This window comes from Burkholderia diffusa (assembly GCF_001718315.1).
GTDB lineage: Bacteria > Pseudomonadota > Gammaproteobacteria > Burkholderiales > Burkholderiaceae > Burkholderia > Burkholderia diffusa_B.
The window spans coordinates 2,579,680-2,605,437 of sequence record NZ_CP013363.1 but is presented as its reverse complement, the minus strand read 5'-3'; the positions used below and the strand labels follow the sequence as shown (position 1 = coordinate 2,605,437).

Below are 25,758 nucleotides of genomic sequence, written 5' to 3'. Positions count from 1 at the left end.
GGACCGATGAACGATCTCACCGATATGGCTACCCTGTCCGCCGGCACCGTGCCGGCCGGGCTCGACGCGGCCGTCGCCAGCGCGACCGACGCGCTGCTGGCCGCGCAGAACGCGGATGGACACTGGGTCTACGAACTCGAAGCCGATTCGACGATTCCCGCCGAATACGTGCTGCTCGTCCACTATCTTGGCGAGACGCCGAACCTCGAACTCGAACAGAAGATCGGCCGCTATCTGCGTCGCATCCAGCAGGCCGACGGCGGCTGGCCGCTGTTTACCGACGGCGCGCCGAACATCAGCGCGAGCGTGAAGGCGTATTTCGCGTTGAAGGTGATCGGCGACGACGAGAATGCCGAGCACATGCAGCGTGCGCGCCGCGCGATTCATGCGATGGGCGGCGCAGAGATGTCGAACGTGTTCACGCGGATCCAGCTCGCGCTGTACGGCGCGATTCCGTGGCGCGCGGTGCCGATGATGCCGGTCGAGATCATGCTGCTGCCGCAGTGGTTCCCGTTCCACCTGTCGAAGGTATCGTATTGGGCGCGCACCGTGATCGTGCCGCTCCTGGTGCTGAACGCGAAGCGTCCGATCGCGAAGAACCCGCGCGGCGTGCGTATCGACGAGCTGTTCATCGACCCGCCCGTCAACGCCGGCCTGCTGCCGCGCCAGGGCCACCAGAGCCCCGGCTGGTTCGCGTTCTTCCGCGTGGTCGACCACGCGCTGCGCGCGGTCGACGGCCTGTTCCCGAGCTACACGCGAGAACGCGCGATCCGCCAGGCAGTGTCGTTCGTCGACGAACGCCTGAACGGCGAGGACGGCCTCGGTGCGATCTATCCTGCGATGGCCAATGCGGTGATGATGTACGACGTGCTCGGCTATGCGGAAGATCATCCGAACCGCGCGATCGCGCGCAAGTCGGTCGAGAAGCTGCTCGTCGTGCATGAGGACGAAGCGTATTGCCAGCCGTGCCTGTCGCCGGTGTGGGACACGTCGCTTGTCGCGCATGCGCTGCTCGAAACCGGTGACGCGCGTGCCGAGGAAGCGGTGCTGCGCGGCCTCGACTGGCTGCGCCCGCTGCAGATCCTCGACGTGCGCGGCGACTGGATCTCGCGCCGCCCGAACGTGCGGCCGGGCGGCTGGGCGTTCCAGTACGCGAACGCGCACTATCCGGACGTCGACGACACGGCCGTGGTCGTGATGGCGATGGACCGTGCGCAGAAGCTCAAGCAGACGGATGCGTATCGCGAATCGATGGCGCGCGCGCGCGAATGGGTCGTCGGCATGCAGAGCAGCGACGGCGGCTGGGGCGCGTTCGAACCGGAAAACACGCAGTACTACCTGAACAACATTCCGTTCTCCGATCACGGCGCGCTGCTCGATCCGCCGACCGCGGACGTATCGGGCCGCTGCCTGTCGATGCTGTCGCAGCTTGGCGAGAGTGCGCTGAACAGCGAGCCGGCGCGCCGCGCGCTCGACTACATGCTGAAGGAACAGGAGCCGGATGGAAGCTGGTACGGCCGCTGGGGCATGAACTACATCTACGGCACGTGGACGGCCCTGTGCTCGCTGAACGCGGCCGGCCTGACGCCGGACGATCCGCGCGTGAAGCGCGGCGCGCAGTGGCTGCTGTCGATCCAGAACAAGGACGGCGGCTGGGGTGAGGACGGCGACAGCTACAAGCTCAACTATCGCGGCTTCGAGCAGGCGCCGAGCACCGCGTCGCAGACGGCCTGGGCGCTCCTCGGCCTGATGGCGGCCGGCGAGGTGAACAACCCGGCCGTTGCACGCGGCGTCGACTACCTGATCGCCCAGCAGAACGAAGAAGGCCTGTGGGACGAGACGCGCTTCACGGCGACCGGCTTCCCGCGCGTGTTCTACCTGCGCTATCACGGTTATCGCAAGTTCTTCCCGCTGTGGGCGCTCGCGCGCTATCGCAATCTGAAGCGCGCCAATGCGACGCGCGTGACGGTCGGGATGTAACGCGTGGCGCCGACGCAGCACAACGGCACGTTGCCCGTCATCGCCGTCACGGGGATGGCGTTCGAGGCACGCATCGCGCGCGGTCACGGCGTGGAGGCCGTGTTCGCGGCGCGGGCCGACCGGCTCGAGCGCGCGTTGGCCGAGGCGACCGCGCGCGGTTGCGCGGGCATCGTGAGTTTCGGCACGGCGGGCGGGCTCGCGCCCGATCTCGCGCCCGGCGCGCTCGTGATCGCGGATGCGATCGACGGGCCGTTCGGCCGCGTGAAAACCGATCCGGGCTGGAGCGCGCGGCTCGTCGCCGCGCTGCACGACACGCCGGTGTGGGCGCGGGTCACGCGCGGCACGATGGCGGCGGTCGGCGCGCCGGTGGTCAGCGAGCAGGAAAAGACGTCGCTGCATCGCACGAAGGGCGCGCTCGCGGTCGACATGGAATCGCATATCGCCGCGGCCTTCGCGGCGTCGCGCGGCGTGCCGTTCGCGGTGTGCCGCGCGATCGTCGACCCTGCGTGGCGCACGCTGCCGCGCGCGGCGACGGCCGGGTTGCGTGACGACGGCAGCACCGCCATCCTGCCGATCCTGCGCGAGCTGCTGAAGCAGCCGTCGCAGCTTGGCCCGCTGCTGCAGGTCGCCGGCGACGCGCGCGCGGCACGCACGACGTTGATCCAGGCGCGGCACGCGTTCGAGCGTGCGGGCGCAATGCGGATCGTCTGAGCGGCGCTCGCCGCTTTCCCGCTGCTCTTCTCCCCTACTCTTTTTCGTTTCGCGTACGCGCAAAAAAAGAGCGCTGCATGATGCAGCGCTCTTGCACATTCGATGTCGATTTAGTTAGTACAGCGATATAGATGGCGAGATTCGTATGTTCTCTAAGGAAACTGCGCCGGCGCAGTTTCGTAGTCATCTCCGGATCATTCCGTCAACGATCAGGATAACGACTCATATCTCAAAAAAACTCGAGGTCGCGAAATCGAGAATCCAGCCTATCAATTCTGTCAGGTGTTTTTTGAGATGGTCTTTGCGGCTAGCATTCAACGCATTGCTGACGGCGAAGCTGTCGAAGGTCTTGTACGGAATTAAGAACTTTCTCTCGTCATGAACCCACATCTCCTTGAGGCCTACAACCGGGAATTGCTCTATTTCAAGGAGTTGATGGAGGAATTCGCACAGGCGCATCCAAAAATTGCGCGGCGGCTCGGCGTGCATGCCGGTGAGATCGCCGATCCCTTTGTTGAGCGTCTGGTGCAGGCCGCGAGTTTCACGACAGCTCGACTGCAATTGAAGCTGGATGCCGAATGTCCGCTGCTTACCGGTCGGCTGCTGGAAACTGTCTACCCGAATTACGTTGCTCCGACGCCGTCAATTGCGGTGGCTCGCCTCTACCCCGATGAGCGGGAAGGCAGTTTGCTTGAGGGGTTTTGCGTGCCGCGTGGCACGGAATTCGCAAGCCGTGTGCCAGATGGCGAACGTACGTCCTGCACGTTTCGTAGCGGTCTGGATGTGATGTTGTATCCGTTGGAGATTGTTTCGGCGAGGTTGACGGGAGTTCCTCCGGACATTCCATCGATAGAACGATACACCGTCGCACACAGGTCGATTCGCGGTGCGCTGCGTCTCAGGCTCCGCACTACGGGCGGGGTGCGATTCGATGAGTTGCGCGGTCTGGATCGATTGCCTGTCCATCTGGCTGGTGACGAATGCGTGGCATCACGGCTGTTCGAGTTGATCCACGCCGGCGCCGTGTCATCCGTGACCGGAGCGCCGGACCGCTTCGCTGATACCGATCAGAAATTGGGGATCGTCTCCGATCGAGTGGTCGAATACACCGGGCTGGCTACCGACGAAACCTTGCTGCCGCTGGCCGGATCGAAGTTCCACGGCCATAACCTGCTGCACGAATATGCGGCGTTTCCCGCGCGCTTCTGGTTTTTCACGCTGACCGGTCTGGATGCGGGATTGCGATACGTGACCGATCGTGAGGCCGAAATTGTCGTGTTGCTGGATCGCTTCGATAGCGCACTGGCCGAGCACGTCGACGCGTCACGGTTTGCGCTCTTCTGTACACCACTCATCAATCTGTTTCGTCGAAAAACCGATCCCGCCGAGATTCCGCGCGCCGGCGGCGAAATCCTGTTGCAGCCCGACAAGCAAAATGGCTCGGACTATGAGGTGTTCGCGGTGGAAGCGTTGCACGGGTTTGTGAGCCAAGGCGCCGCATCACTTGAGTTTCGGCCGCTCTATCGAGCACTGAGGAACGACGAATCGAATCACGGTTGCTATTTCACGACTCGCCGCGAACATCGCATGGCTAAGACGTCATATCGCCGGTATGGCACTCGTGCGTCGTATACCGGTACCGATGTTTTCGTGTCGTTGGTCGATCAGGATGAGGCGCCATTTCCACAGGCGATGAAATATCTGTCAGTGGACGCCTGGTTGACGAATGGCGCCTTGCCGAGCTTGTTGACACCTGATGGCGCGACGGACTTGACCGTTGGTATCAGTGCGCCGGTAAGCCGCACCGGATTGATTCGGGCGCCGAGCCTCGCTCGCGCGCCACTTGCGCAGCGGGGCGCCGCTTGGCGGCTGATCGGCCAGTTGAATCTCGGCTACGGCCTCCTGGAGGCTCAGGATGGCAGCAGACTGCGCGACATTCTGGCTTTGTTTGCCGCTGCAGACGATGTGCGTTACCGCCGCCAGATCGACAGCCTGATCCGTGTCGATACGAGTCCCGTGACGAAGAAGTTGCCTGGGCAGAGCCAGCTGCGGTTCGGTCGAGGTATTGAATGCGTGCTGACGGTAGATGAGGCCGGCTTTGATGGCGTAAGCCCTTATCTGTTCGGGGTCGTCCTCGAGCATTACGTGGCTCGTCACGTTTCGACACATTCGTTCACTCAGTCCGTGCTGCGCTCGACGCAACGCGGCGAGTTGATGCGCTGGCCGGTTCGGACCGGAACGCGCAGCGCTGTTTGACGCAGGGAGGAAGGCGGTTCATGCAGTCGGTAACACAGAACAACAACCAAGTGAACGGGGAGCAGCGCGTATGTTGAATTTCAAAACGACCCGGACATTCTCGGTCAGTGGCCCGGCGTTGCCGGAAGTGGAAGGCATTGCGTCGATGCTGTACCTGAGCGCGATCCGGGGTACGGAACAGCTCTCCACGCTGTACGCGTACGAATTGTGGCTGACCACTCCCGCTGATCCGTTGTTGCCCGTCGGCATGCTGGCCAACCTCGATCTCAAGGCGATGCTCGGCAAGGAGCTGACCGTGACGATCCAGCTGGACGGCATGGGCAGCTTTGTTGCCGGAATGGCGGGCCCGACGGGCGAAGCCAACCTGGGGGCCGGCACGCGAGAAATCAGCGGGGTCGTCACGTCTGCCAGCTATGTGGATCAACTGAATCGACAATCACGTTACCGGGTCGTGCTGGAGCCCTGGTTTGCACTGGCGCGGGAGCGCACCGACTATCGCATCTTCCAGCGCAAGAGCGTGCTGGACATTCTGCGCGAGGTATTCAGTCCGTACTTGTACTCGTTCGAGATGCGCGTTGGTCGCACCTACAAGCCGCTGCGCTATCAAGTCCAGTACGGCGAGTCGGATTTCGCGTTTGCCCAGCGATTGATGGAAGAGCACGGCATCACGTGGTTCTACGAACACTCGCAAGGCGTGCATCGCTTGGTGCTGGTCGACGGTCCCGGGGCATATCGGACCGTGGAAAGCGCCGCGTATCGGACGCTCGCTTACTACCCGCCTGGCCAGAAGATCGACCGGGAGCACGTGGATCGTTTCGAAGCAACGGAGCGCCTGCGATCGGGGGTATGGACCACCGATGATTTCGATTTCGAGAAACCGGAGGCAACGCTGACCGCGCAGCATAGCTTGCCGCGAGAGACGGCGCACAACCAGTTCGAACGTTACGAGTGGCCGGGCGACTATACCGAAACGGAGGACGGCGACGCATTCGCGCAGGTGCGGATGGAGGAGATTCATGCGCCGGGCGAGCGAGCGAAAGGCGAGGGGACCCTGCGCAACGTGGTGTGCGGCACGACGTTTGTGCTGACCGGCCATCCGATGGCGAGCGCCAACCGAGAATATCTGGTGATCGCGTCGGAGCTGGACGCGAAGGAGATCGGGGAGACGACTGGGTTTTCCGCCTATGCCATTCGCAGCACGTTCACCGTGCAGCCGTCGAACACCGTATTCCGCCCGCCGCGCACCATGACGAAACCCCGCACGCGCGGCCCGCAAACGGCGATCGTGACCGGTCCGGCGGGTGCTGAGATCTGGACCAACAAGAACGGCGAGGTGACGCTCAAGTTCCACTGGGACCGATCCGACGTAACGGACCAGAATTCGTCCTGCTGGGTGCGGGTATCGTATCCGTGGGCCGGCAGCAACTTCGGTGCAATTCATGTTCCTCGGGTGGGCAACGAGGTCATCGTCGATTTCGAGAATGGTGATCCGGATCGACCGATCGTGACAGGGCGCGTCTACAACGCGATGACGATGCCCCCCTGGCCGTTGCCGGTCAATGCGACGCAAAGCGGGATTCTGACGCGCTCGACCAAGGGCGGCGGATATGCCAACGCCAATGCGATCCGTTTCGAGGACAAGAAAGGCGCGGAGCAGGTGTGGATCCAGGCCGAGCGCAATCTGGATGCGGTGATCGAAGCCGACGAAACGCACACCGTGGGACATGACCGCACGAAGCGGATCGGCCACGACGAAACCGACCAGATCGGGCGTCACTGGAAGCTGTCGACCGGCGGCTACAAGTTCGAGACGGTGACGCTCGCGTCGGTGAAGAGCGTGGGCATGGGCGCCATGCTCAATGTGGGAATGGCATACAACGTCAACGTCGGCGGGCTGTACCTGCGCAATGTCGGGCTGCACATGGCAAGCACGGTGGGCCAGAACCGGACCGACCGCGTCGTGCAGGACTGGACGGCGGATGTGGGACGCACCTACACGGTGACCGTGCGCGGCAAGGCGGTCGGCGACGCCGTGAGTGCCGATCAGGCGAATCCGATCGAGCCGTCGCCCGACTTCGCGCCGCAACTGCCTGCTCCGGTGTCGAGCTCGAACGCGAACCAGCTGCGCATCGCGGATACGGGCGAAAGCAGCTTGTCGGGAGCGAAACAGGCGCAGCTGACGGGTCCGGGCGGGACGGTGATGATCGACGAGTCCGGCATTCACCTGAAAGGCACCGCGATTTACCTGCAAGCGCCGACGATCAGCATGACGAACGGCGATGCAGGCAGCCTCGCGCCGGTGACCGAAGCCGATTGCGCGGAATGCGCGAAGAAGACGGTCAGTGCGAACCCGGTCGATCTGGCAACGGGGCAGAAGGTGCTGTCGCATACGGACTTTACGCTGCCGGGCCGGGTATCGATTCACTGGAGTCGGAGCTACCGCAGCGCGGACCAGCGCCACGGCAGCCTGGGTGTGGCGTGGAAGCTGCCGTATGCCACGGAAGTGCGCACGACTTCAGCGGGATTGATCTACTTCGATGCGGACGGCCGGCAGTTGCAGTTTCCGGCGCTGAATCCCGGCGAAGAACACTTCCATTCGATCGAGAAGTTCGCGCTGGCGCGCGGTGAAGACCATGCCGAAGATGCCACCTACGTGCTGCGCTTTGGGAATGGCATCGAAGAACATTATGGGCGTCACCCGATCGACGAGACGCGCTGGCAGTTGCAGTGCATCACGACACGCGACGGGCAGCGTCTGACGCTCGGCTATACGGCTCAGGGTTGGCTGGACACGGTTCGCAACAATTCCCACACGGTGCACTGCGAACTGGACAATGCAGGCCGGATCACGGTCGTGTTGCTCGACCAGGGTTTCGGGAATCAGCCGCTGCGCCTGACGAGCTATGTCTACGACGAGCACGGCGACCTGATCGAGGCCACCGATCACGAGAACCTGACGTGGCGGTACGGTTACGACAACCATCTGCTGACGACCTACCGCACGCCGGCCGGCGCAACACACGTGTCGGAGTGGAGCGATGACACGCCGAACGCGTACTGCCTGCGCACTTACGCCTATACCGAAAACGCCGACGGCCAGCGGGTCGTGACGCGCGACACGCGTTTCGACTACCTGCCATCGCTGCGCGCGACACGGGTGACGGATGGACTGGGGCATACGACCGAATACCACTACAACGGATTGTGGGCGATCGAGAAGGTCGTGCATCCGGACGGGAGCGTCGAGCAAACGCATTTCGACGAGACGGGTAGTGTTGCGGGCTACACGGATGGACTGGGCCGTACGACACGGATGGTGAACGATGCGCGGGGCAATCCGACGTCGATCATCGATCCGGCCGGGCAGGTCACGCGGATCAGCTACAACGACCACAACCTGCCGGAGCAGATCACCGATCCGGCCGGGCAGGTCTGGCAGCGCAGCTACGATGCGCAAGGTCACCTGACGAGCGAAACCGATCCGCTCGGCAACGTGACATCTTATGCGTACGAGAACGGCTTGCCGTCTGCCCGCACGGATGCGCTGGGCAACGTGACGAAGTTGCAATGGGACGACGCGGGGCAACTCGTGGCGCGCACCGATTGCTCGGGGTACACGACGGTCTACCAGTACGATCGATTCGGCCAGTTGACCGGGACCACGGACGCATTGGGCCAGGTCAGCCGCCGCAGCGGTAGCCTGGCGGCACGCGCGACGGCGGTGCAGCCCGCCGGGATGGGCTGGTGGAGAGTCGAGTACGACGACGCAGGCACGGCGGTCGCACATACGGATCCGCTCGAGCGCACGACGCGCGTGGACTGGGACGAATACGGGCAACGTACGCGGATCGTCGATCCGGCCAACGGCACGCAACGGTTCCGATATGACGCGATCGGCCGTCTGACGATGCTGACCAATGCGAACCAGGAAGCGACGACGTTCCGCTACGACAGCCGAAACCGGTTGATCGAACAGACCGGCTTCGACGGTCGTCGACAAAGCTATCGGTACAACGCGGCGGGGGAATTGGTTGAGCGTATCGATCACGGTCAGGACGGGCAGATCACTACGCATGTGGCCTACGACGTGCTCGGCCGACCGGTGGAGCGACGCTCAAGCGACGGGAGTCACGCCAGCTATCGATACGACGCGCGGGGGCTGCTCACGCAGGCACAGGCGGTTTCCCCAGGCCGGCCCCCGGTGCAGGTCACATACGAATACGACGCGGCAGGGCGCCGCACGGCGGAGGTGCAGGCGCATCACGGCCGCGTCTGGCGGCTGACGCATGGAGTGGATGCCATCGGGAATCGCGACTGGACGCACGTGCCGGAAGTCGGTTCGCTGGTCTGGCAACGCTACGGTTCGGGGCACGTGCATGGTGTTCTGCTGGACGAGCATCCGCTGGCGAGTTTCGAACGGGATGGGCTGCACCGGGAGATCCAGCGCACGCAAGGTCCTGCCGCACACCACTTCGGGTATGGCGCGAACGGCCTGCTGGCGGCGCATCGTTGGCAGAACCTCGATGAGCGGGGGCGCTCGCTGGAGAGCCCGCGGCCGTGGCGGGCGTGGGCATATGACGCGGCCGGTCAGCTTACGACGCTGGACGACGCGTGGCGGGACAAGAAAGTGTACGGGTACGACGCACTATCCCGGCTGACGCACGTGACGGCGGCGAGCGGCGCGGAAGCGTTTCATTACGATCCGGCGGGGAACCTGCTGGGGGCTGCGCCGAGCCTGAATGGTGTGCAGGCGTGGAAGGCGAGCGGGGATCGCTTGTTGCGGTTTGCGCCGCAGGCGAGGCCGGATCGCCCGGTGGACTTTACGTACGACGGGCATGGCAACCGCATCGCGCGGACGGTGCCGTTGCCGCCGAAGCCGGAGCTGACGGAAGCGGAGAAGCGTAGCCAGCGCGGGACGGACAACCTGTTGCGGGTGATGGAAGTGCTGACGGGCACGCCGAAGTACGAGGAACCGATGGCCGCACCGGAAGTGACGAAGTATCGGTACGACGGCGGCCATCAACTGATCGCGATCGAACACGCGGATGGTGCGAGGAGCGAATACGAATACGACGCGCTGGGTCGGCGGGTGGCGAAGCACCACACGCAAGCGGACGGGGCGCGCCAGACGACGCTGTTCATGTGGGACGGCGACTGGATGATGCAGGAGGTGAGGACGGGGCGCGCGTCGCATGAGGATCGGGCGGTGACATACGTGCCGCATCCGGATCATGAAGGCCCGTTGACGCGGCTGGCGGATGGGCAGGCATGGCATTACGTAACGGATCACCTGGGGACACCGCAGGAGTTGTATGACGAACAGCGAGAGATGGTGTGGGCGGTGGATCTGAGTGCGTATGGGTGGACGACCAGCAGGCTGGCGCATGGCGTTGACAATCCGATACGGTTTCCGGGGCAGTACTACGATGAAGAGTCGGGGCTGCATTACAACCGGTTCAGGTATTACGACCCGGTGGTGGGGCGGTATATCAATCAGGATCCGATTGGGCTGGCGGGTGGGATAAATCTATACGGATATGTTGGGGCATCACCTAACCAAGAATCCGATTATTTTGGTTTGTGGTTTGGAGTAGATGATTTTGTTTTTTCCGTCGGCGGAGCTATCGTTGGAGGAGCAGGGCAGGGCGTTAGTGATCTTCTTGGTTGGCAGCTAAGTGGTTGGGAAGATTATGCGGGATCCGCTATTGGAGGGGCTGCAGGTGGGGAAGCCTTGCTTTATACGGGGCCGTTGGGAGCTGGTGCAGTTGCTGGTTTGGTCACGAATACATCAAAGCAAGGTCTAAAGTACCTAACCGGAAAACAATGTTGTTTTGATTTTATTTCCACGGTATCAGACGTAGGTATTGGTGCTCTCACAGGTTTTATTCCGGGTGTAAGAATTCCGGGAGTTACTGTCGGTCGAGGGAGTTTTAATTCAATATTTAGGCAAATGGTAACCAAGGCTCAAAATGGAACCGCATCCCGTATTACTGGTGCCACCGCGATGAAGATGTTTGCAGGGCGTGCCGTTGATACTGCGATGCTTCCTGGTGCAGGAGCCGGGGCAGTTGCGGGCTTGGGGGCTGCTAAGCTTGGAATCGGGAGTGGTGATGCAGAGGCATGTCCAAAGAAGTGCTACTGACGATTTTTTTTGGGAAATAGCGCCGGATCGGTCGGCATATATTTTCTTAATGGTTTTTGTCGGAGGAGGGCCATTGATAATTGCTCTTCTATGTGTCTTGTTTGTTGGTGGTTGGCAAGCGCATAAATTCTTGATGCTGTCGTGTGCGATTGAGGTTGTTTTATTTGTTTATATAAGAAGAAATTTAATTATTTTGCGCAATGATGTGATTGTTGTTAGGACTATGTTTTTTGCCAGGCAAATTTCAATTCCTGAATTAATTGGCGTGAGGTTGGAGGCGGGGATGGAGAAGTATACGGATAGGTTTGAGCCGATGTTTAGATTGGTGTTTGTCACTGAGTTCGGCAATGTGGTGTCAAATGCGAAATTATATGGTCAGAAGGACTTGGATAGGGTTGTCCGGTTTGTAGAGAGCCGAGTTTGAGCGTGTATGTAGTGGACTACACGATACGGGTAGTGAGCATTGCGCGGGGCAATTCGATGAAAACCATCAATCCGGTGGACGCGCGAAGCAGTTCTGATCAGTGGCGGTGTGAATTTTCCATGGAGGGAGCCGGAAACCTATTGTGCGTCAGGGTACTACGAAGATGATGCATTGCTGAATCGGTCGGCAACCGATAATTCAAATCTAACGTGCAAAGAAAGGTCAAAAAGTTTGCCGCAGTCGTTTTCGGTAAAGGGGATGGACAGAAGAAAATTTGTATGCTCAAAAGTGAGGTTGAGGTGAGAGTGTTTTGTAAAGTAATTGGATATGCTTTGTTAGTGCTTCTTGTGGGATTATTTTTTTTGGCTAAGTGCAGTGAGCCAACTATAAATGAGAAAACAAAAATGTGCGTTGACGAATGTTCGAGGCGTGGCATGTTCGGTGTTTTGGAGGCGCCGTTTCCGAATTCAACAAGAAATACAGCGGCAAACTACACGTGTAAGTGTTATTAATAAATTTGTGACGGTGTGAGGGGGCTAGGATGATCTGCGCAAAGCGGAATGAAGCGTTCTGGACGGATTCGAGAGAAGGGGTAATTTGAGTGGGTAATGTAGATGTGGACCAGATTTTGACGATCTCTTGAACGGCATACAGGCGTGGAAGGCGAGCGGGGATCGCTTGTTGCGGTTTGCGCCGCAGGCGAGGCCGGATCGCCCGGTGGACTTTACGTACGACGGGCATGGCAACCGCATCGCGCGGACGGTGCCGTTGCCGCCGAAGCCGGAGCTGACGGAAGCGGAGAAGCGTAGCCAGCGCGGGACGGACAACCTGTTGCGGGTGATGGAAGTGCTGACGGGCACGCCGAAGTACGAGGAACCGATGGCCGCACCGGAAGTGACGAAGTATCGGTACGACGGCGGCCATCAACTGATCGCGATCGAACACGCGGATGGTGCGAGGAGCGAATACGAATACGACGCGCTGGGTCGGCGGGTGGCGAAGCACCACACGCAAGCGGACGGGGCGCGCCAGACGACGCTGTTCATGTGGGACGGCGACTGGATGATGCAGGAGGTGAGGACGGGGCGCACGTCGCATGAGGATCGGGCGGTGACATACGTGCCGCATCCGGATCACGAAGGGCCGTTGACGCGGCTGGCGGATGGGCAGGCATGGCATTACGTAACGGATCACCTGGGGACACCGCAGGAGTTGTATGACGAACAGCGAGAGGTGGTGTGGGCGGTGGATCTGAGTGCGTATGGGTGGACGACCAGCAGGCTGGCACACGGCGTTGACAATCCGATACGGTTTCCGGGGCAGTACTACGATGAAGAGTCGGGGCTGCATTACAACCGGTTGCGATACTACGAAGCCGAAACCGGGCGTTACGTTAGCCAAGACCCGATTGGATTGCTTGGCGGGTCAAATCACTATTCATACACTGACCGAGATCCCATCAATAAAATCGATCCGAGTGGGGCATTCGCGTTTCTTATACCGGTGGCACTCTTTGCCGGGAGAGCACTGGGTGGGGCTGCCGTCGACGCTAGCGTTCAACTTGCAAAGCAGAAGGTTTTTACGGGAAAAGTGAATTGGAAGTGCTTGGACGTTGCTGATATGGCAATTTCTGGTGCGTTTTCGGCAATTTTGCCCGGGATGAGTGCTTCTATCGGGAAGTCTATTAGGTCGGTAAAGGCGGTACGTATTCTCACTGGTCAGCTCAAGTCTGCGCGTAGCGCTTCTAAAGTTCAGAGGCTTAATAATAGGATTGATGCGCACAAATCGGAAATTCTGAGCCAAGTTAAACTTCAAGGCGTAATGCAGGGTGGGAAGGCCGTTATGAAGGGAATTGCAGGATGTCCCGCAGCAGAGGATTGCGATGAGGAGGTCGATTGAGATTCGATAAAAAATTCAGCAAAGTGAATATTTATTGCGTTTTGGTGTTGGTCGGTGTTTTGCCATATTGGTGGTTGAAGAATATATTGGACTCGGCTTATTTTGTGGGGATTTATGTTTTGTGTGCGTTGGTTATAAGGTTGGTGGCCGAGAGGTTTGGAAGGGATGCATGAGTTTTCGTTTTCTTGAAATAAGGGGGCTATAGTGCGGAACACGCAGAATTTTGCGTGGAAGCATGCTAACTACATTGAGATATCGTTCTAAAGGACTTTTTTGAATGCAATCATTCGTCGCAACTCTTGGCACATTGACTACCCACGGCGGTGAAGTCACATCGGCTAATGCGGGTGTCGCGATCAACGGACGCATCGCCGCGTGCGTAGGCGATTCCGTGTCGTGCCCGTTACATGGCCGGGGTGTCATTACACACGGCGGCTTCGGCACGATCAACGGGCGTCAAATTGCTCATCATGGCAGCGGCACGAGTTGCGGTGCGACTCTGATCGTGTCGGACGGCGGCCCTACGGTTTGATCTTCGGCTTATGTTGAACATAATGCGTCGACTTTTGAGTTCACCTCCGCATGACCCAATCCGCTAACGCGCCCAAAATCCTGTCGGCCCGACGTGCGTTCACACCACCTCGACGACCCAACGGCACCTTTCTCTCCCGCAAGAACACGGGGCAGCGATCCAGTTCGCGCCGTAGCCGTCCATTGGGGCCGCTTTCGCCGCCGGAAGACGAGCAGGCGAGACTGGCTGCGGTACTTGGCCATCGTAATACCTTGCTCGAGGCAAGCAGAGTACTTCTTCGAGCGTTGGTGGATATCCCTGCGTTAATCGACATCGGCCATGACGAACGCTTACGCGACCTGATAATGGACGAGGTTCGCGCGTTCGAGCGCCTATGTGTGCGGGCTAACATTCGCGAAGAACACATGATTGGCGCACGATATTGCCTGTGTACGGCGCTGGACGAAGCTGCGATGCGCGTACTCGCGGCGCGAGGCGACACGTCGGGGAGTGTCGCATGGGCTGCCGGAGCGCTGACTCAGCGTATCGGAGAAGACAACCAGGGCGGTTCGAAGATATATGCGCTGTCACTGCGCTTGTTGCAAGACGACGCCAACCGCTGGCCGTTGCTCGAAGTGATCTACAGGATTTTCAGCCTGGGGTTTGAAGGTCGGTATCTGCGTGGCAGGACGTTCGGCGCGCACGACCGTGTACGAGAGCGAATTTACAACGCGATTGCCGTACATCTCCCACCTGTCCCGGACGCGCTTTCGCCCCACGCGCAATTTGCCGAAACGACTCAGCAGGTTTCCCATTTCGAAATTCCGGTATGGATGTCGGTGGTGTTGCTGTCAGTGATGCTCTGCGCATTCTATGCCTTTTGCCGCATCGAGTTGGGCACCCAAGCGGATAGCGTGCGGCAACAACTCTCCGACATTACGCGTGTCGCGCCACGCAACGCGATCGATCCACCGGCGGCCGGTCCAGCTCAGTAGCGCGGACTGCACGCTATTCACGGCACACATGAAGAAGATCCTTTCGTTTCTACGTTCGCGCCATCTCTGGGTAGTCCTGACGGTTGTCGTAGCTGCCGTCGCGATCTGGTTTGCGGGGCCGCTGGTGAGTTTCGGTGGGCTGAAGCCGTTCGCATCGATCGACATTCGACTGACTTTGATTGCCCTGCTGCTCGCCGCATGGGTCCTGTGGTTGATCGACTGGTCGACGGGCATCGTGATCGCTGCGCTGCTCTGTCTTGCGATCTGGCATGCCTTTCCACTCCTGACGTTGGCCGGCAAGCCGCTGTTTGCTTCCATGACGGCTCGCATTCTGGCAATGGCCGGCATCGTGCTCGTTTATGCCGTCGCCATGTCGATTCGGTCGTGGACGCGTATGCGCCGAGATCCGAATCAGCTCCGACGTTTGCTCCGACTCGGTAAGCGTGGTGCCCGGCCGTTGGCTGCGTCACGTCTGGCGGAGATCGAAGACATGGCCCGCGTAGCGATCATGCAGTTGAAAGCCCGGCGCGGGGGCCCCCGACGGCTGTCGAGGCTGTTTCGAGACTCGGCGTATCTCTACGATGTGCCGTGGTATCTCGTGTTGGGTTCGAAAGGTACAGGCAAGACCACGGCGCTGCTTAACGCGGGCCTGGCGTTCCCGCTCGACGTACAACTTCAGCACTCGCTCGCACCCAATGACGCTCGCGCGTTGCCGGGTTGGTGGTTGACCAATGACGCGGTGCTGATTGATACGACGGGTCACTACGTACAACACGGCACGTCGCGCTACTCGCTGACGGTGGAGTCGTCGGGTACGCCCAATGAGGGGAAACATAGCAAGCCGCAGGCTGGCATGAGCGCTATTCGAGAGCGGACCGATGCGGCGGAGTGGAAAGGGTTTCTTCGGTTGCTTCGTCGTATCCGGCCTCGTTTGCCGATGAACGGCGTGCTACTGACGATCAATGTCGCTGCCTTGACGCACACCGATCCCGACGTACGTGCGATGGAGAGCGGTGCATTGCGGGCGCGTCTAGAGGAAATGCACGCCGAGTTCGGAACTGGCTTCCCCGTCTGGCTGATTGTCACGAAGATGGACCGGCTTCCTGGCTTCACTGACTATTTCGCTTCGTCTTTGGAGTCGGAGCGCGGGCAGATATGGGGTGTGACGTTGCGGTCCGACCCGGATGTGCAGGTGGTCGACGCAATCCGGACGGAGCTGAATCTGCTGACAACGCGTCTCGCCGATGGCGTGAGCGGTCTGCTTCGAAGTGAAACCGATCCGACTCGTCGTCGCCATCTGGCGATGTTGCCAGAGGCGTTTGCGGCCCTCACGAACCCGCTGATCGACCTGATCGAGCATGTGTTCGCCAGAAGCGGTAATGATGCGTCCGCGGTCCCACATGCGATGTTCCGCGGCCTCTACCTGACGAGCGCGGCGCAGACCGGCCAGCAGGTCGTCGCCGATCGCAAGACGCTGTTGCAGCGCATGATCGACGCATCCGGGGCGCAGCCGAGTACCCGACGAGGGGAGCGTAGTGAAATCAGCTACTTCCTGCGCGATCTGTTGTCCGGGGTCATATTTCGCGAAAGGCGACTCGCGCGCCCGAACTCGAACCGGGAGCATCGCATGCGCTTGCAGCGATGGCTGGGACACTCGCTCGTCTGGTTGATTGCTGCAGGGGTGTGCGTGAATCTCTGGAACAGCTTCGTTGCAGAACGGACATCCCTTGCAACGCTGGGACAAAAGGTACGCACACTGACTGCTTTGCTTGCGCGAAGCGACCTTTCCGCCAATCCTGAGCGAGTGCCGATGGTCTTGGCCAGTGCAAGCGAAACGCTGCGTGACACCGCGCGTCTCGCCACCGGTTCCGATGTTGCGCTACGTATCGGAACGCACCGTCTTGACAGGATCGAGTCCGACAGTCGCCATGTATACGAGGCCCTGTCGGAGCAGGTTTTGTTGCCGCACATCGTCCGCCGGGTCGAGCATGTTATTGAAGACGCTGCGGCGCGCGGTGATGCGAAGGCCGCCTACGACGCGTTACGCGTGTACTTGATGTTCTACGACAGCGCACGGTTCAACGCAAACGACGTCAAGGTGTGGGTGCTGGATGATTGGTCGCGATACGACTCTGCGGCGATGTTTGGTGGGCGTGCCGCAATGATCGACCACGTAGAGCGACTGTTTTCCGAAGGACATGTCGTACAGTCGCCACTGTCCCGTAACGACGGGCTGATTCGGCGCGCACGTACGTTTCTCGATGGCAGTCTTTCAATCGATCGTCTTTATCAGCGCGCCAAGGAGACGATGCTGCAAGACGCGCCAGATGACTTTTCGCTGTTGCGTGTGGTGGGGCCGCAAGCAGGTGTGGTGTTTACGAGAGCCAGCGGAGCGCCGTTATCCAGCGGCGTGCCAGGAATCTTCACGCGGGAAGGTTATCGGGCGGTGTTCGCCAAACGCTTGCCAGCGTTTCTCCGGGCGGCAACTGACGATGATGCGTGGGTCATGGGACACCGGACACTGGGCGATCCGCCGAAAAATCCGGCAGGTCCGTTGAACGTATCGGGCCCGGATGGCGACGTGCTGGTGATGGCAATCACGCGTCAGTACCTGATCGAATACGCCCAACAATGGGATGCATTTCTCAGCGACGTTCGTGTCGTGAGCGGAACGAGTCTCGCCTTTAACCTGAAGGTGCTCCAGATTCTTGCTGCGCCTGATTCGCCACTGAATCGTCTTGCTCAAGCGGCGGTAGGGGAAACGACGCTGACGCAGCCGATGTCGAAATTGGACGGTTCCTTCCTTGAAAAAGCGACCGAGGCGGTCAACCAGAAAGCCGATAAGATACTCGGACCCCGGGCATCCGACCAGGTTGAACGCGAGTTGGTCGATCGTCGTTTCGCTGCGTTGCGTGAAGTCACGACAGGCCATGCCGGTGCGCGACCGGATACGCCGTTGGCCCGGACGCTGGCGACCGGAGCCGGCTTGAACGGGATCGCCACGGTCTTGAATGACTACTACGCAACGCTCACGGTTTCCGACAACGCGCTACTGAACAACAATATGCCGCCGGTGCGCGACAGCGCCGCGAGGCTCAAGATGACGGCTGACACGATGCCTGCGCCGTTCCGGGCAGTCTTGTATCAACTCGCTGTTGACGGCTCGCGTGGGGTGAATCGGGGTATTGGCCAGCTACTGTCGCGGCAGATGCAGGCAGCAGTCGCAGACACCTGTCGAATGACAGTCGAAGGAAATTACCCGTTCTCGCCTGATAGCAAACGCGACGTCAACATTGACGATTTCCAGCGCATGTTCGCACGGGGCGGTGTGATCGACGAATTCTTCACGCATACGCTTGCGCCGTTCGTTGACACTGCCACCAAGCCGTGGCGCTACCGGACGCTGCCTGGCGCGACCGAACCCGTGCAGGGCCCGGATCTCGAGCCCTTCGAACATGCAAGGGCAATTCGCGACATGTTCTTCGCCGATCCCGATCGTAGGCGACTGAGCTGGAAGGCCGATATTCGAATCCCTGAACTTGACCCGACGGTCATGACCCTGTCGTTCGACATCGACGGTCAGACAACAAGCTACCAACACGGCCCGGTCGTACCTTTCACCGTTACATGGCCGGGGCCGCGTGGTGGCGTCCACGCTGAGATCACCGCGAGCCCGCGCATCCGACCGGACACGTCGACGATCGCGGCGGACGGACCGTGGGCGCTGATACGATTGCTCCGGAAAGGTCACGTGGTCGAGGCGGCCGCACCGGGCCGCACACGGGTGACGTTCAACTTTGATGGTCGTGAAGCCGCACTCGATATCACGAGCGCGGGAACTGTCGCGAATCCGCTGACAAGCGACGTGCTGACGACCTTCCGGTGTCCTGGAGTGATGTCCATGATCAACCTGCCGGATAGTGGCCCTCCGCCGGGATTGCCCCAAGGCGCGTTGCCCGCAACTTAGCAAGAGCGGTCCGGAATGGATGCGCCCACCGTTCTTCCGGTTTGAAATTTCAGGCCCGCTTCCGGAGCGCCGGAGTGTTGTACGTCGGATCTGAGACCGCTCGAGCTACTGCGCGGCCGGCCCGCTCGCGGGCATCGTCGGCATCGCCGGCGCGATTGGCGCGCCGTTTGCGGCCGGCGCTGTCGTCGCACCTGCCGACGCAGCCGCCGGCGCCGCTGCAGGTGCACTCGCAGGTGCACTCGCAGGTGCACTCGCCTGCGTCGCGCCGTCGGCGCCCGGATCGTCGTACTGCGGCAACCCCGGCGCGGCCGGTGCGTTGTTCGGCGCCGTGCTCGATGCGCCGCCCGACTCGCCCGGATCCTCGTAGTTCGGCAGACCCGGCACGGTCGGCGTGCCCGCCGGCACCGCGCCCGATCCACCCGGCTCGATGTAGTTCGGCGGCGCGGCCGAAGCCGACTGGCCGTGATACGTCAGCGACTTGCGCTGCTGCAGATACGCATCGCGGACGAACGAATATGGATCCAGCGCCGCCTGCTTCAACAGATCGGTCGCACCGAGCAGGTCCGAACGCGCGCTGATGAACTGCGCGATGTACATCGGATTGCGCGCAGCCGGCTCGATGTAGTTGAGCAGGTTGAAGCGGACGTCCACCGCGCGGCCGACGCCGTCGCGGATCGTGCTCGGCCCGAACACGGGCAGCACGAGGTACGGGCCGGACGGCACGCCCCAGCGCGCCATCGTCAGCCCGAAATCCTGATGATGCTTCGGCAGGCCGGCCGGCGTTGCGATGTCGATCAGGCCGCCGACGCCGAACACGGAGTTCATCGCCACGCGCATCAGATCCTGCGTCGCATCGGTGATGCGCAACTGCAACAGGTTGTTGGCCATGTTGCCGAGATCGCCGAGGTTCGAGAAGAAGTTGCTGATCGCGGTGCGCATCGGCGTCGGCGTGATCTTCTGGTAGCCCTTCGCGATCGGCACGGCGATGTTCGTGTCGACCGTGTCGTTGAACTTGTACATCGCCCGGTTCATCGGCTCGAGCGGGTCGTTGGGATTGCGGTTCGGGCCCGTCGCGCAGCCGCTCAGCACCGCGCTGGCAGCGACGGTCGCCGCAATGATTCGCACCTTGTTCATTGTTTCCTTGCGATTGGTTCTTTGGCGCGTTTGACGCGCGGTTTGCCCATCAGGACGGGCTGAAACACCACGGCGCCGATCAGGGTGCAGGTCAACGCCAGCGCGAGCAGCTTGCCCATGCTCGACGTGCCCGGATGATGCGACAGCCACAGGCTGCCGAAGGCGGTTGCCGTCGTCGCGGCGCTGAACAGCACCGCGTGCGTGAGGCTCGAATGCAGCAGGCCCGTCTGGCCCGCGCGCCACGCCATCACGAAGTACACCTTGAACGCGACGCCCACGCCGAGCATCAGCGGCAGCGCGATGATGTTCGCGAAGTTCAGCGACATGCCGAGCACGACGCACATCTCGAGCGTGACGAGCCCCGACACGAGCAGCGGCACCAGCGTGCGCAGCACGTCGCCGAAGCGGCGCAGCGTGATCCACAGCAGGATCGTGATCGAGAGGATCGACCACAACGCCGCGTGCAGGAACGCGTTGATGATCGTGTCGGCCGAATGCAGGATCGAGATCGGCCCGCCGATCGCGCCTGGTTCGGCGGCCTTCACGGCCTTCGCGAAGCGGCGCAGCATCGTGTCGTCGTTCGGGTCGACGCCCTTCGGCACCTTCGGCGAAATCTGCACGAGCGCGTGGCCGTCCGGCGCGATCCAGTCGCGCACGAGTTGCGGCGGCAGCGCTTCGCGCGTGATGTCCTGCGGTTGCAGCAGCGTCGCGAGCTGATCGAGCGCGATGCGCAGCGTGTCGGAGAACGCGCGCTCGGCGCGATCGCGCGTCGCGCTGTCGGCGGCGGCGAGCTTCGCGATCGATGCCGACAGATGCTGCGCGGCGGCCGAGCCGGGGCCCGGGTGATCTTCCGCCGCGTAGCTCAGCAGATCCGACACGCGCTTGAGCGCGGCGACGCGCTGCGCGTCGGTCGCGGCCGGCGCGGCCGGTTGCGTGAGCGCGGGCAGCAGGTCGCTCGCGGCCGCGGCGATCGCCGCACGCTTGGCCGGCTGGTCGGCGGGCACGAAGGTCGAGAGCGTTGTCGTGCGGCCGACTTCCGGCAGCGCGTCGAGGCGCTTCGCGGCGGCGTCGGCCTCGGCGAGCGACGGTGCGAGCAGCGTGACGTCGTTGACGGCCGCTTCGGGCGAATCCTTCAACGCGAGCAGCGTCGCCATCGATTCGCTGTGCGGATCCTTCAGGTGCAGCGGATTGAAGTCGAAGTGCAGGAATGCGAGCAGCGGCAGCGCGCCGATCACGACCGCGAGCGTGCCGATCAGGATCGGCTTGCGATGGCGATCGAGGAAGTCGTCGACCGGCGCGAGCCACGGAAAGCCCGGCGTCTTCGATTCGCCCGGCGGCGCGAACAGGCGCAGCAACGCCGGCAGCAGCGTGAGCGTGGTCAGCAGCGCGACGAACATCCCGACGCCCGCGATCAGGCCGAGCTCGGACACGCCGCGATAGGCCGTCGGGATGAACGAGAAGAAGCTCGCCGCAACCGCCGTGGTGGCCAGTGCGAGCGGCATGCCCATCGAGTGCGCGGCGCCGATCAGCGCGTGATCGATGCGCGGATCGCGGAAGCGTTCCTCGCGGTATTTCACGCCGTACTGGATCGAGAAGTCGACGCCGAGGCCGACGAACAGCACCATGAACGCGACCGAGATCATGTTCAGCGAACCGACCATCGCGAGGCCGAGCGCCGCGGTCACGACGAGGCCCACGAACAGCGTGACGAGCACCGAGCCGATCATCCGCTTCGAACGCAGCGCGAGCCACAGGATCACGAGCACGGCGAGGAGCGTAAGTGCGCCGTTGAGGGCGGCGCCGTCTTCCACCGATGCGAATTCGTCGTCGGCGAGCGGTTGTTCGCCGGTCATGCGCACGACCGCGCCGTAGCGTTGCTCGACGCCGAGCGCCTTCGCCGTATCGCGGACCACCTGGGTCGTTGCGGCACCGGCCTTCAGCGCGCCATAGTTGACGACCGGTTGCACCGTGACGAACGCGCGGGCCGGCTGGCGCGCGGCATCGCTGTCGACCAGTCCGCGCCACGAGAACGCGGCGGGCTTGCCGGCCAGCACGTCGTCGACCGTCGCGGCGCTGCGCGCGAGCAGCTTCGCCATCGCGGGCAGCTTCACCTGGCCGGTCAGGAGCGGCTGGCCGAGCGTGGTGGACAGCGTGGTCGCGAGCCCGGTCAGGCTCGGGTTTTTCGCGAGTTCGTTGACGAGCGGCCGCGCGCTCGCGAGCTGCGTCGTGGTGTCCGACACTTCCTGGGTCGACAGGAACAGCAGCCCATTGTGCTCGAAGAACGGGCCGCCGCCGGGTTCGGCGACCTGGCCGATGCGGCCGGCGTCGGCCTGCTTCCGCAAGGCCTCGGTGAGCGTATGCGCGGCGGCGGTCGCAAATTCGGGTGCCGGGGCCTCGACTACCGCGAGGATCGTGCCGTTGCGTTGCGGGAAGGCCTTGTCGACAGCCTGCCCGAGCGCGGCCCACTTGGGTTCCGCGTCGACGAGCTTGCTGATGTCCGTGTTGATCTTGAAGTGCTGCGCGACGTAGACGCTGCTGAAGGCGGCGACGACGAGCGACAGCACGACGACCCAGACGGGGCGGCGTACCGACCATGCAACGAGTCGGACGATGAGAGATGTCACCATGTGGCGGTGGGAAGGGGCTGGCAAGGACAAAACAACGAGTATACCGGCGCAACGTGGCGACGGTCGCGACGTTGGAGCGTAAAGGGGCGGGAAGGATATTTGCTCCGCGGCGCAGGAATCGGCGCGCAGCGCCTGGCGATTTGTATGGGGATACTTACATAACGGGCCGGAATCGCGCCGCGGCGGGGCCTGTGACAAAAGGGGTTGAAAGGTAACAGTCGGTCACCGCGCGGCAGGCCGGCCGCCGGGCCGCTATACTTCGACCCACCGGCCGATGCCATCGATGCAATCCGCCGGCCGTTTTTTCTCATCGAGTGCGATATCCGTATGAAACGTCATCTGTTTGCTTTCGTCGCCGCCGCCGCCGTGTCGGTTTCCGCTTTTGCGCAGAGCGCGCCCGTCGACATCGTCCGCAATGCGGTCGAAGGCACCGTCAACGCGATGAAGGCCGATCCGGGTGCGCGCGGCGGCGACATGGCGAAAGTCACGCAAGTCGTTGAGCAGCGCTTCCTGCCCGCGACGAACTTCGAACGCACGACCCGCATCGCGGTCGGCGATGCCTGGAAGCAGGCGACGCCGCAACAGCAGCAGGAGCTGTACAAGCAGTTCAAGCTGCTGATGACGCGCACCTATGCCGCGTCCCTCGCGCAGCTCGGCGGCCAGGACGCGAAGTTCTCGTTCAAGGCCGGCGGCGCGTCGGGCGCCGATGCGCTGGTGCAGTCGACGGTTACGACGCCGGGCGACAGCCAGTCGGTCGGCTATCGCCTCGGCAAGGTCGGCAGCGACTGGAAAATCTACGACATCGACATGTCGGGCGCGTGGCTGATCCAGGTCTACCAGGGCCAGTTCAAGAGTCAGCTCGCGTCGGGCGGCATCGACGGCCTGATCGCGTATCTGCAGAAGCACAACTCGCGGACGAACTGATCGCCGCCGGTCCGCCGGCTGTTCAGCAGGCTGCATGCATCAAGGGCGCCCTCGGGCGCCCTTTTCGTTGCGGGTTGGGCTGGCGACGACACGTTCGGCGCGACGCAACGCGGGTGTCGGGAGCGCTATCGTCGCCGATGCTCGACCGCGAACTTGATCAGCTCCGCCTGCCCTTCGATCTCGAGCTTGCGCTTCAGATTGAGCCGGTGCGTTTCCACCGTGCGCACCGACAGCCCCGTCTGCTGCGCGATCTGCTTGCTCGACAGCCCCTCGGCCAGCGCATCGAGGATGTCGCGTTCGCGCGGCGTCAGGCGGTCGAGCGGCGACGCGGCCGCGCTCGCCTGGATCATCCGCGCGGCGAGCCCTTCGCTGAAGAATGTCTGACCGGCGAGCACCGCGCCGATCGCGCGCACGATCTCGCTCGCGGGCGAATCCTTCAGCAGGTAGCCGCTCGCGCCGGCGCGCACGGCCTGCGTCACGTATTCGACGTTGTCGTGCATCGACAGCATCAGCACGCGAATCCCCGGAAAGCGCTCGTGAAAGACGCCGGCCAGCGTGATGCCGTTCATCCCGTTCATGCCGACGTCCATCAGCGCAAGATCGGGCTCGAGCGACGCGGCGAGCGCGAGCGCCTCGTCAGCGTTGCCGGCTTCGCCGACCACGGACAGGTCGGCCGCCTCGAGCCGCATCCGCAGGCCGTCGCGCACCAGCGGGTGATCGTCGACGAGCAGCAATCGGGCGGCGGGCCGGGTGGTGTCGGGGGCGCTCATGGGCAAAGGTCTCCGGTTATGGGTCGCGTGCTCAGGCGGCGCGCAGCGGCACGCGCGCGGCCACGACGGTGTGGCCGACCTGCGACGTGATCGTCAATGTGCCGCCGAGCGCGTCGAGGCGCTCGCGCATGTTGCGCAGGCCGATGCCGCGGCGCGCATCGGTCTGCGACCGCTCGGCATCGAAACCGCAGCCGTTGTCGGCGATGGTCAGCGTGACGGAATGCGCGCCGACGTCGAGCGTGACGGCCGCGCGCGACGCTTGCGCATGATGCACGATGTTGCTGAGTGCTTCCTGCGCGATCCGGAACAGCGCCGTGTTGACGGGCGCGGGCAACGGCCGCGCGCCGCTGTGTGCCACCTGCGTGTAGCCGATGTCGATGCCGCTTTCGGCGCCGAGCTCGCGCACGAGCTGTTCGAGCGCGGCCGCGAGGCCGAGATCGTCGAGCATCGCCGGGCGCAGCGCATGCGAGATGCGTCGCACTTCGCGCAGCGTGTCGCCGAGCCGTCCGATGCCCGACGCGAGCGCCTGCTCGGCTTCCGTCATCCGCGTCGCGCCGCGCTCGAAGCGCGCGAGCGCGGATTCGAGCATCAGCTTCGCGGACACCATCATCTGGCTGATCCCGTCATGCAGTTCGCGCGACAGCCGCGCGCGCTCCTGCTCCTGCGATTCGACGACACGCTGCGCGAGCTGCTTGAGCTTCGCGTCGGCGCTGCGCGACTCGCTGACGTTCAGCACCAGCGCGCAGACGGCGATCACCGCCGCGCCGGTCAGCGCGATCGCGGTGAGCCAGCTCATCGTCCGCTCGATGTTCGCGGACGCGCGCGCGTCGATGCGTTGCAGCGCGGTGTCGACGTCGTCGAGATAGATGCCGGTGCCGACCATCCAGCCCCAGCGCTCGAGCGCGACGACGTAGCCGAGCTTCGGCGCGGCCTTGCCGGTCGACGGCCGTTGCCACGTGTAGCGCACGTAGCCGCCGCCGCGTGACGCGGCGCCGATCAGCTGCTGGATCGTCAGCGCGCCCTGCGGGTCGCGCATCGACCAGTAGTTGTGACCGACGCGCTCGGGCTCGCGCGGATGCATCAGCGCATTGCCGTGCAGGTCGTACACGAAGAAATAGCCGTCGGGGCCGAAATCCATCTTCTGCAGCATCGCGAGCGCCTGCGTGCGCAGCAATGCGTCGTCGCGCGCGTTGCGGCCGCTCGCGTCGTACAGCGGCATGATCGCGCTCGTCGCGAGCTCGACGTAATGCCTCAGTTCGACTTCCTTGCTGGACAGGTACGCGGCCTGAATCGTCGCATGCTGCGTGCGCGCGAGCGACGTTGCCTGCTGCCGCACGCCGAAACCGATTCCGGCGATCGCGAGCAGGAATGGCACGATGGCCAGAAGGAAAATCTTTGCCTTGAGTCTCATGGTGGTG

At 62.6% G+C, this 25,758-nt stretch carries 13 protein-coding genes and 1 pseudogene; 10 read left to right on the top strand and 4 right to left on the bottom strand.

Annotated features, from left to right (window positions below; all coding sequences use genetic code 11):
* Window positions 1–6: 6 nt before the first annotated feature.
* The 9 genes from shc (at window position 7) to tssM (ending at window position 18,885) form a co-directional block, all read left to right on the top strand.
* Window positions 7–1,980, top strand: a complete 1,974-nt coding sequence (gene shc, locus WI26_RS26725) for a squalene--hopene cyclase (protein ID WP_059594051.1) — start codon at window positions 7–9, stop codon at window positions 1,978–1,980.
* Between the two features lie 3 nt (window positions 1,981–1,983).
* A complete protein-coding gene (locus WI26_RS26720; protein WP_069227724.1) occupies window positions 1,984–2,691 on the top strand; it encodes a phosphorylase in 708 nt (235 codons plus the stop codon).
* 378 nt (window positions 2,692–3,069) lie between these two features.
* The gene (gene tssF / locus WI26_RS26715; protein ID WP_069227723.1) at window positions 3,070–4,947 is read left to right on the top strand and encodes a type VI secretion system baseplate subunit TssF; all 1,878 of its coding nucleotides are present in this window, start codon (window positions 3,070–3,072) and stop codon (window positions 4,945–4,947) included.
* A 70-nt stretch (window positions 4,948–5,017) separates the two neighbouring features.
* A complete protein-coding gene (gene tssI, locus WI26_RS26710; RefSeq protein WP_069227722.1) occupies window positions 5,018–11,089 on the top strand; it encodes a type VI secretion system tip protein TssI/VgrG in 6,072 nt (2,023 codons plus the stop codon).
* Window positions 11,058–11,513 (top strand): hypothetical protein, encoded by a 456-nt coding sequence (locus tag WI26_RS32450; RefSeq protein ID WP_155768823.1) that lies wholly within the window; start codon window positions 11,058–11,060, stop codon window positions 11,511–11,513. The genes tssI and WI26_RS32450 overlap by 32 nt, the downstream gene beginning before the upstream one ends.
* Window positions 11,514–12,230: 717 nt before the next feature.
* A complete protein-coding gene (locus WI26_RS33310; protein ID WP_269465992.1) occupies window positions 12,231–13,412 on the top strand; it encodes an RHS repeat domain-containing protein in 1,182 nt (393 codons plus the stop codon).
* 277 nt (window positions 13,413–13,689) lie between these two features.
* The gene (locus tag WI26_RS31865; protein WP_081334362.1) at window positions 13,690–13,944 is read left to right on the top strand and encodes a PAAR domain-containing protein; all 255 of its coding nucleotides are present in this window, start codon (window positions 13,690–13,692) and stop codon (window positions 13,942–13,944) included.
* Between the two features lie 50 nt (window positions 13,945–13,994).
* Window positions 13,995–14,918 carry a type IVB secretion system protein IcmH/DotU gene (gene icmH / locus WI26_RS26695; RefSeq protein WP_069227719.1) on the top strand — a complete coding sequence of 308 codons (924 nt, stop codon included), beginning with the start codon at window positions 13,995–13,997 and terminating at the stop codon, window positions 14,916–14,918.
* Between the two features lie 28 nt (window positions 14,919–14,946).
* Complete coding sequence (gene tssM, locus WI26_RS26690) at window positions 14,947–18,885, top strand: type VI secretion system membrane subunit TssM (protein WP_069227718.1); 3,939 nt, start codon at window positions 14,947–14,949, stop codon at window positions 18,883–18,885.
* 105 nt (window positions 18,886–18,990) lie between these two features.
* On the opposite strand, the gene WI26_RS26685 is transcribed toward tssM, so the two are convergent.
* Complete coding sequence (locus WI26_RS26685) at window positions 18,991–20,019, bottom strand: VacJ family lipoprotein (RefSeq protein WP_069227883.1); 1,029 nt, start codon at window positions 20,017–20,019, stop codon at window positions 18,991–18,993.
* Window positions 20,015–22,646: pseudogene (locus WI26_RS26680) on the bottom strand (MMPL family transporter); the annotation flags it as partial. The gene WI26_RS26685 and the pseudogene WI26_RS26680, both read right to left, overlap by 5 nt.
* A gap of 327 nt (window positions 22,647–22,973) precedes the next feature.
* Here WI26_RS26680 and WI26_RS26675 point away from each other — a divergent pair.
* A complete protein-coding gene (locus WI26_RS26675; RefSeq protein WP_059467381.1) occupies window positions 22,974–23,570 on the top strand; it encodes an MlaC/ttg2D family ABC transporter substrate-binding protein in 597 nt (198 codons plus the stop codon).
* A 125-nt stretch (window positions 23,571–23,695) separates the two neighbouring features.
* Here WI26_RS26675 and WI26_RS26670 read toward each other — a convergent pair whose 3' ends face one another.
* Both WI26_RS26670 and WI26_RS26665 read right to left on the bottom strand, forming a co-directional pair.
* Complete coding sequence (locus WI26_RS26670) at window positions 23,696–24,340, bottom strand: response regulator (RefSeq protein WP_069227717.1); 645 nt, start codon at window positions 24,338–24,340, stop codon at window positions 23,696–23,698.
* Between the two features lie 31 nt (window positions 24,341–24,371).
* On the bottom strand, window positions 24,372–25,751 hold the full coding sequence (locus WI26_RS26665; RefSeq protein WP_069227716.1) for a cache domain-containing protein: 1,380 nt from the start codon (window positions 25,749–25,751) through the stop codon (window positions 24,372–24,374).
* Window positions 25,752–25,758 lie beyond the last annotated feature (7 nt).

Coding starts and splice junctions, on each gene's coding strand:
- shc (WP_059594051.1), top strand. CDS start 7: ATGAACGATCTCACCGATATGGCTACCCTGTCCGCCGGCACCGTGCCG.
- tssF (WP_069227723.1), top strand. CDS start 3,070: ATGAACCCACATCTCCTTGAGGCCTACAACCGGGAATTGCTCTATTTC.
- tssI (WP_069227722.1), top strand. CDS start 5,018: ATGTTGAATTTCAAAACGACCCGGACATTCTCGGTCAGTGGCCCGGCG.
- WI26_RS32450 (WP_155768823.1), top strand. CDS start 11,058: ATGCAGAGGCATGTCCAAAGAAGTGCTACTGACGATTTTTTTTGGGAA.
- WI26_RS31865 (WP_081334362.1), top strand. CDS start 13,690: ATGCAATCATTCGTCGCAACTCTTGGCACATTGACTACCCACGGCGGT.
- icmH (WP_069227719.1), top strand. CDS start 13,995: ATGACCCAATCCGCTAACGCGCCCAAAATCCTGTCGGCCCGACGTGCG.
- tssM (WP_069227718.1), top strand. CDS start 14,947: ATGAAGAAGATCCTTTCGTTTCTACGTTCGCGCCATCTCTGGGTAGTC.
- WI26_RS26685 (WP_069227883.1), bottom strand. CDS start 20,019: ATGAACAAGGTGCGAATCATTGCGGCGACCGTCGCTGCCAGCGCGGTG.
- WI26_RS26675 (WP_059467381.1), top strand. CDS start 22,974: ATGAAACGTCATCTGTTTGCTTTCGTCGCCGCCGCCGCCGTGTCGGTT.
- WI26_RS26670 (WP_069227717.1), bottom strand. CDS start 24,340: ATGAGCGCCCCCGACACCACCCGGCCCGCCGCCCGATTGCTGCTCGTC.
- WI26_RS26665 (WP_069227716.1), bottom strand. CDS start 25,751: ATGAGACTCAAGGCAAAGATTTTCCTTCTGGCCATCGTGCCATTCCTG.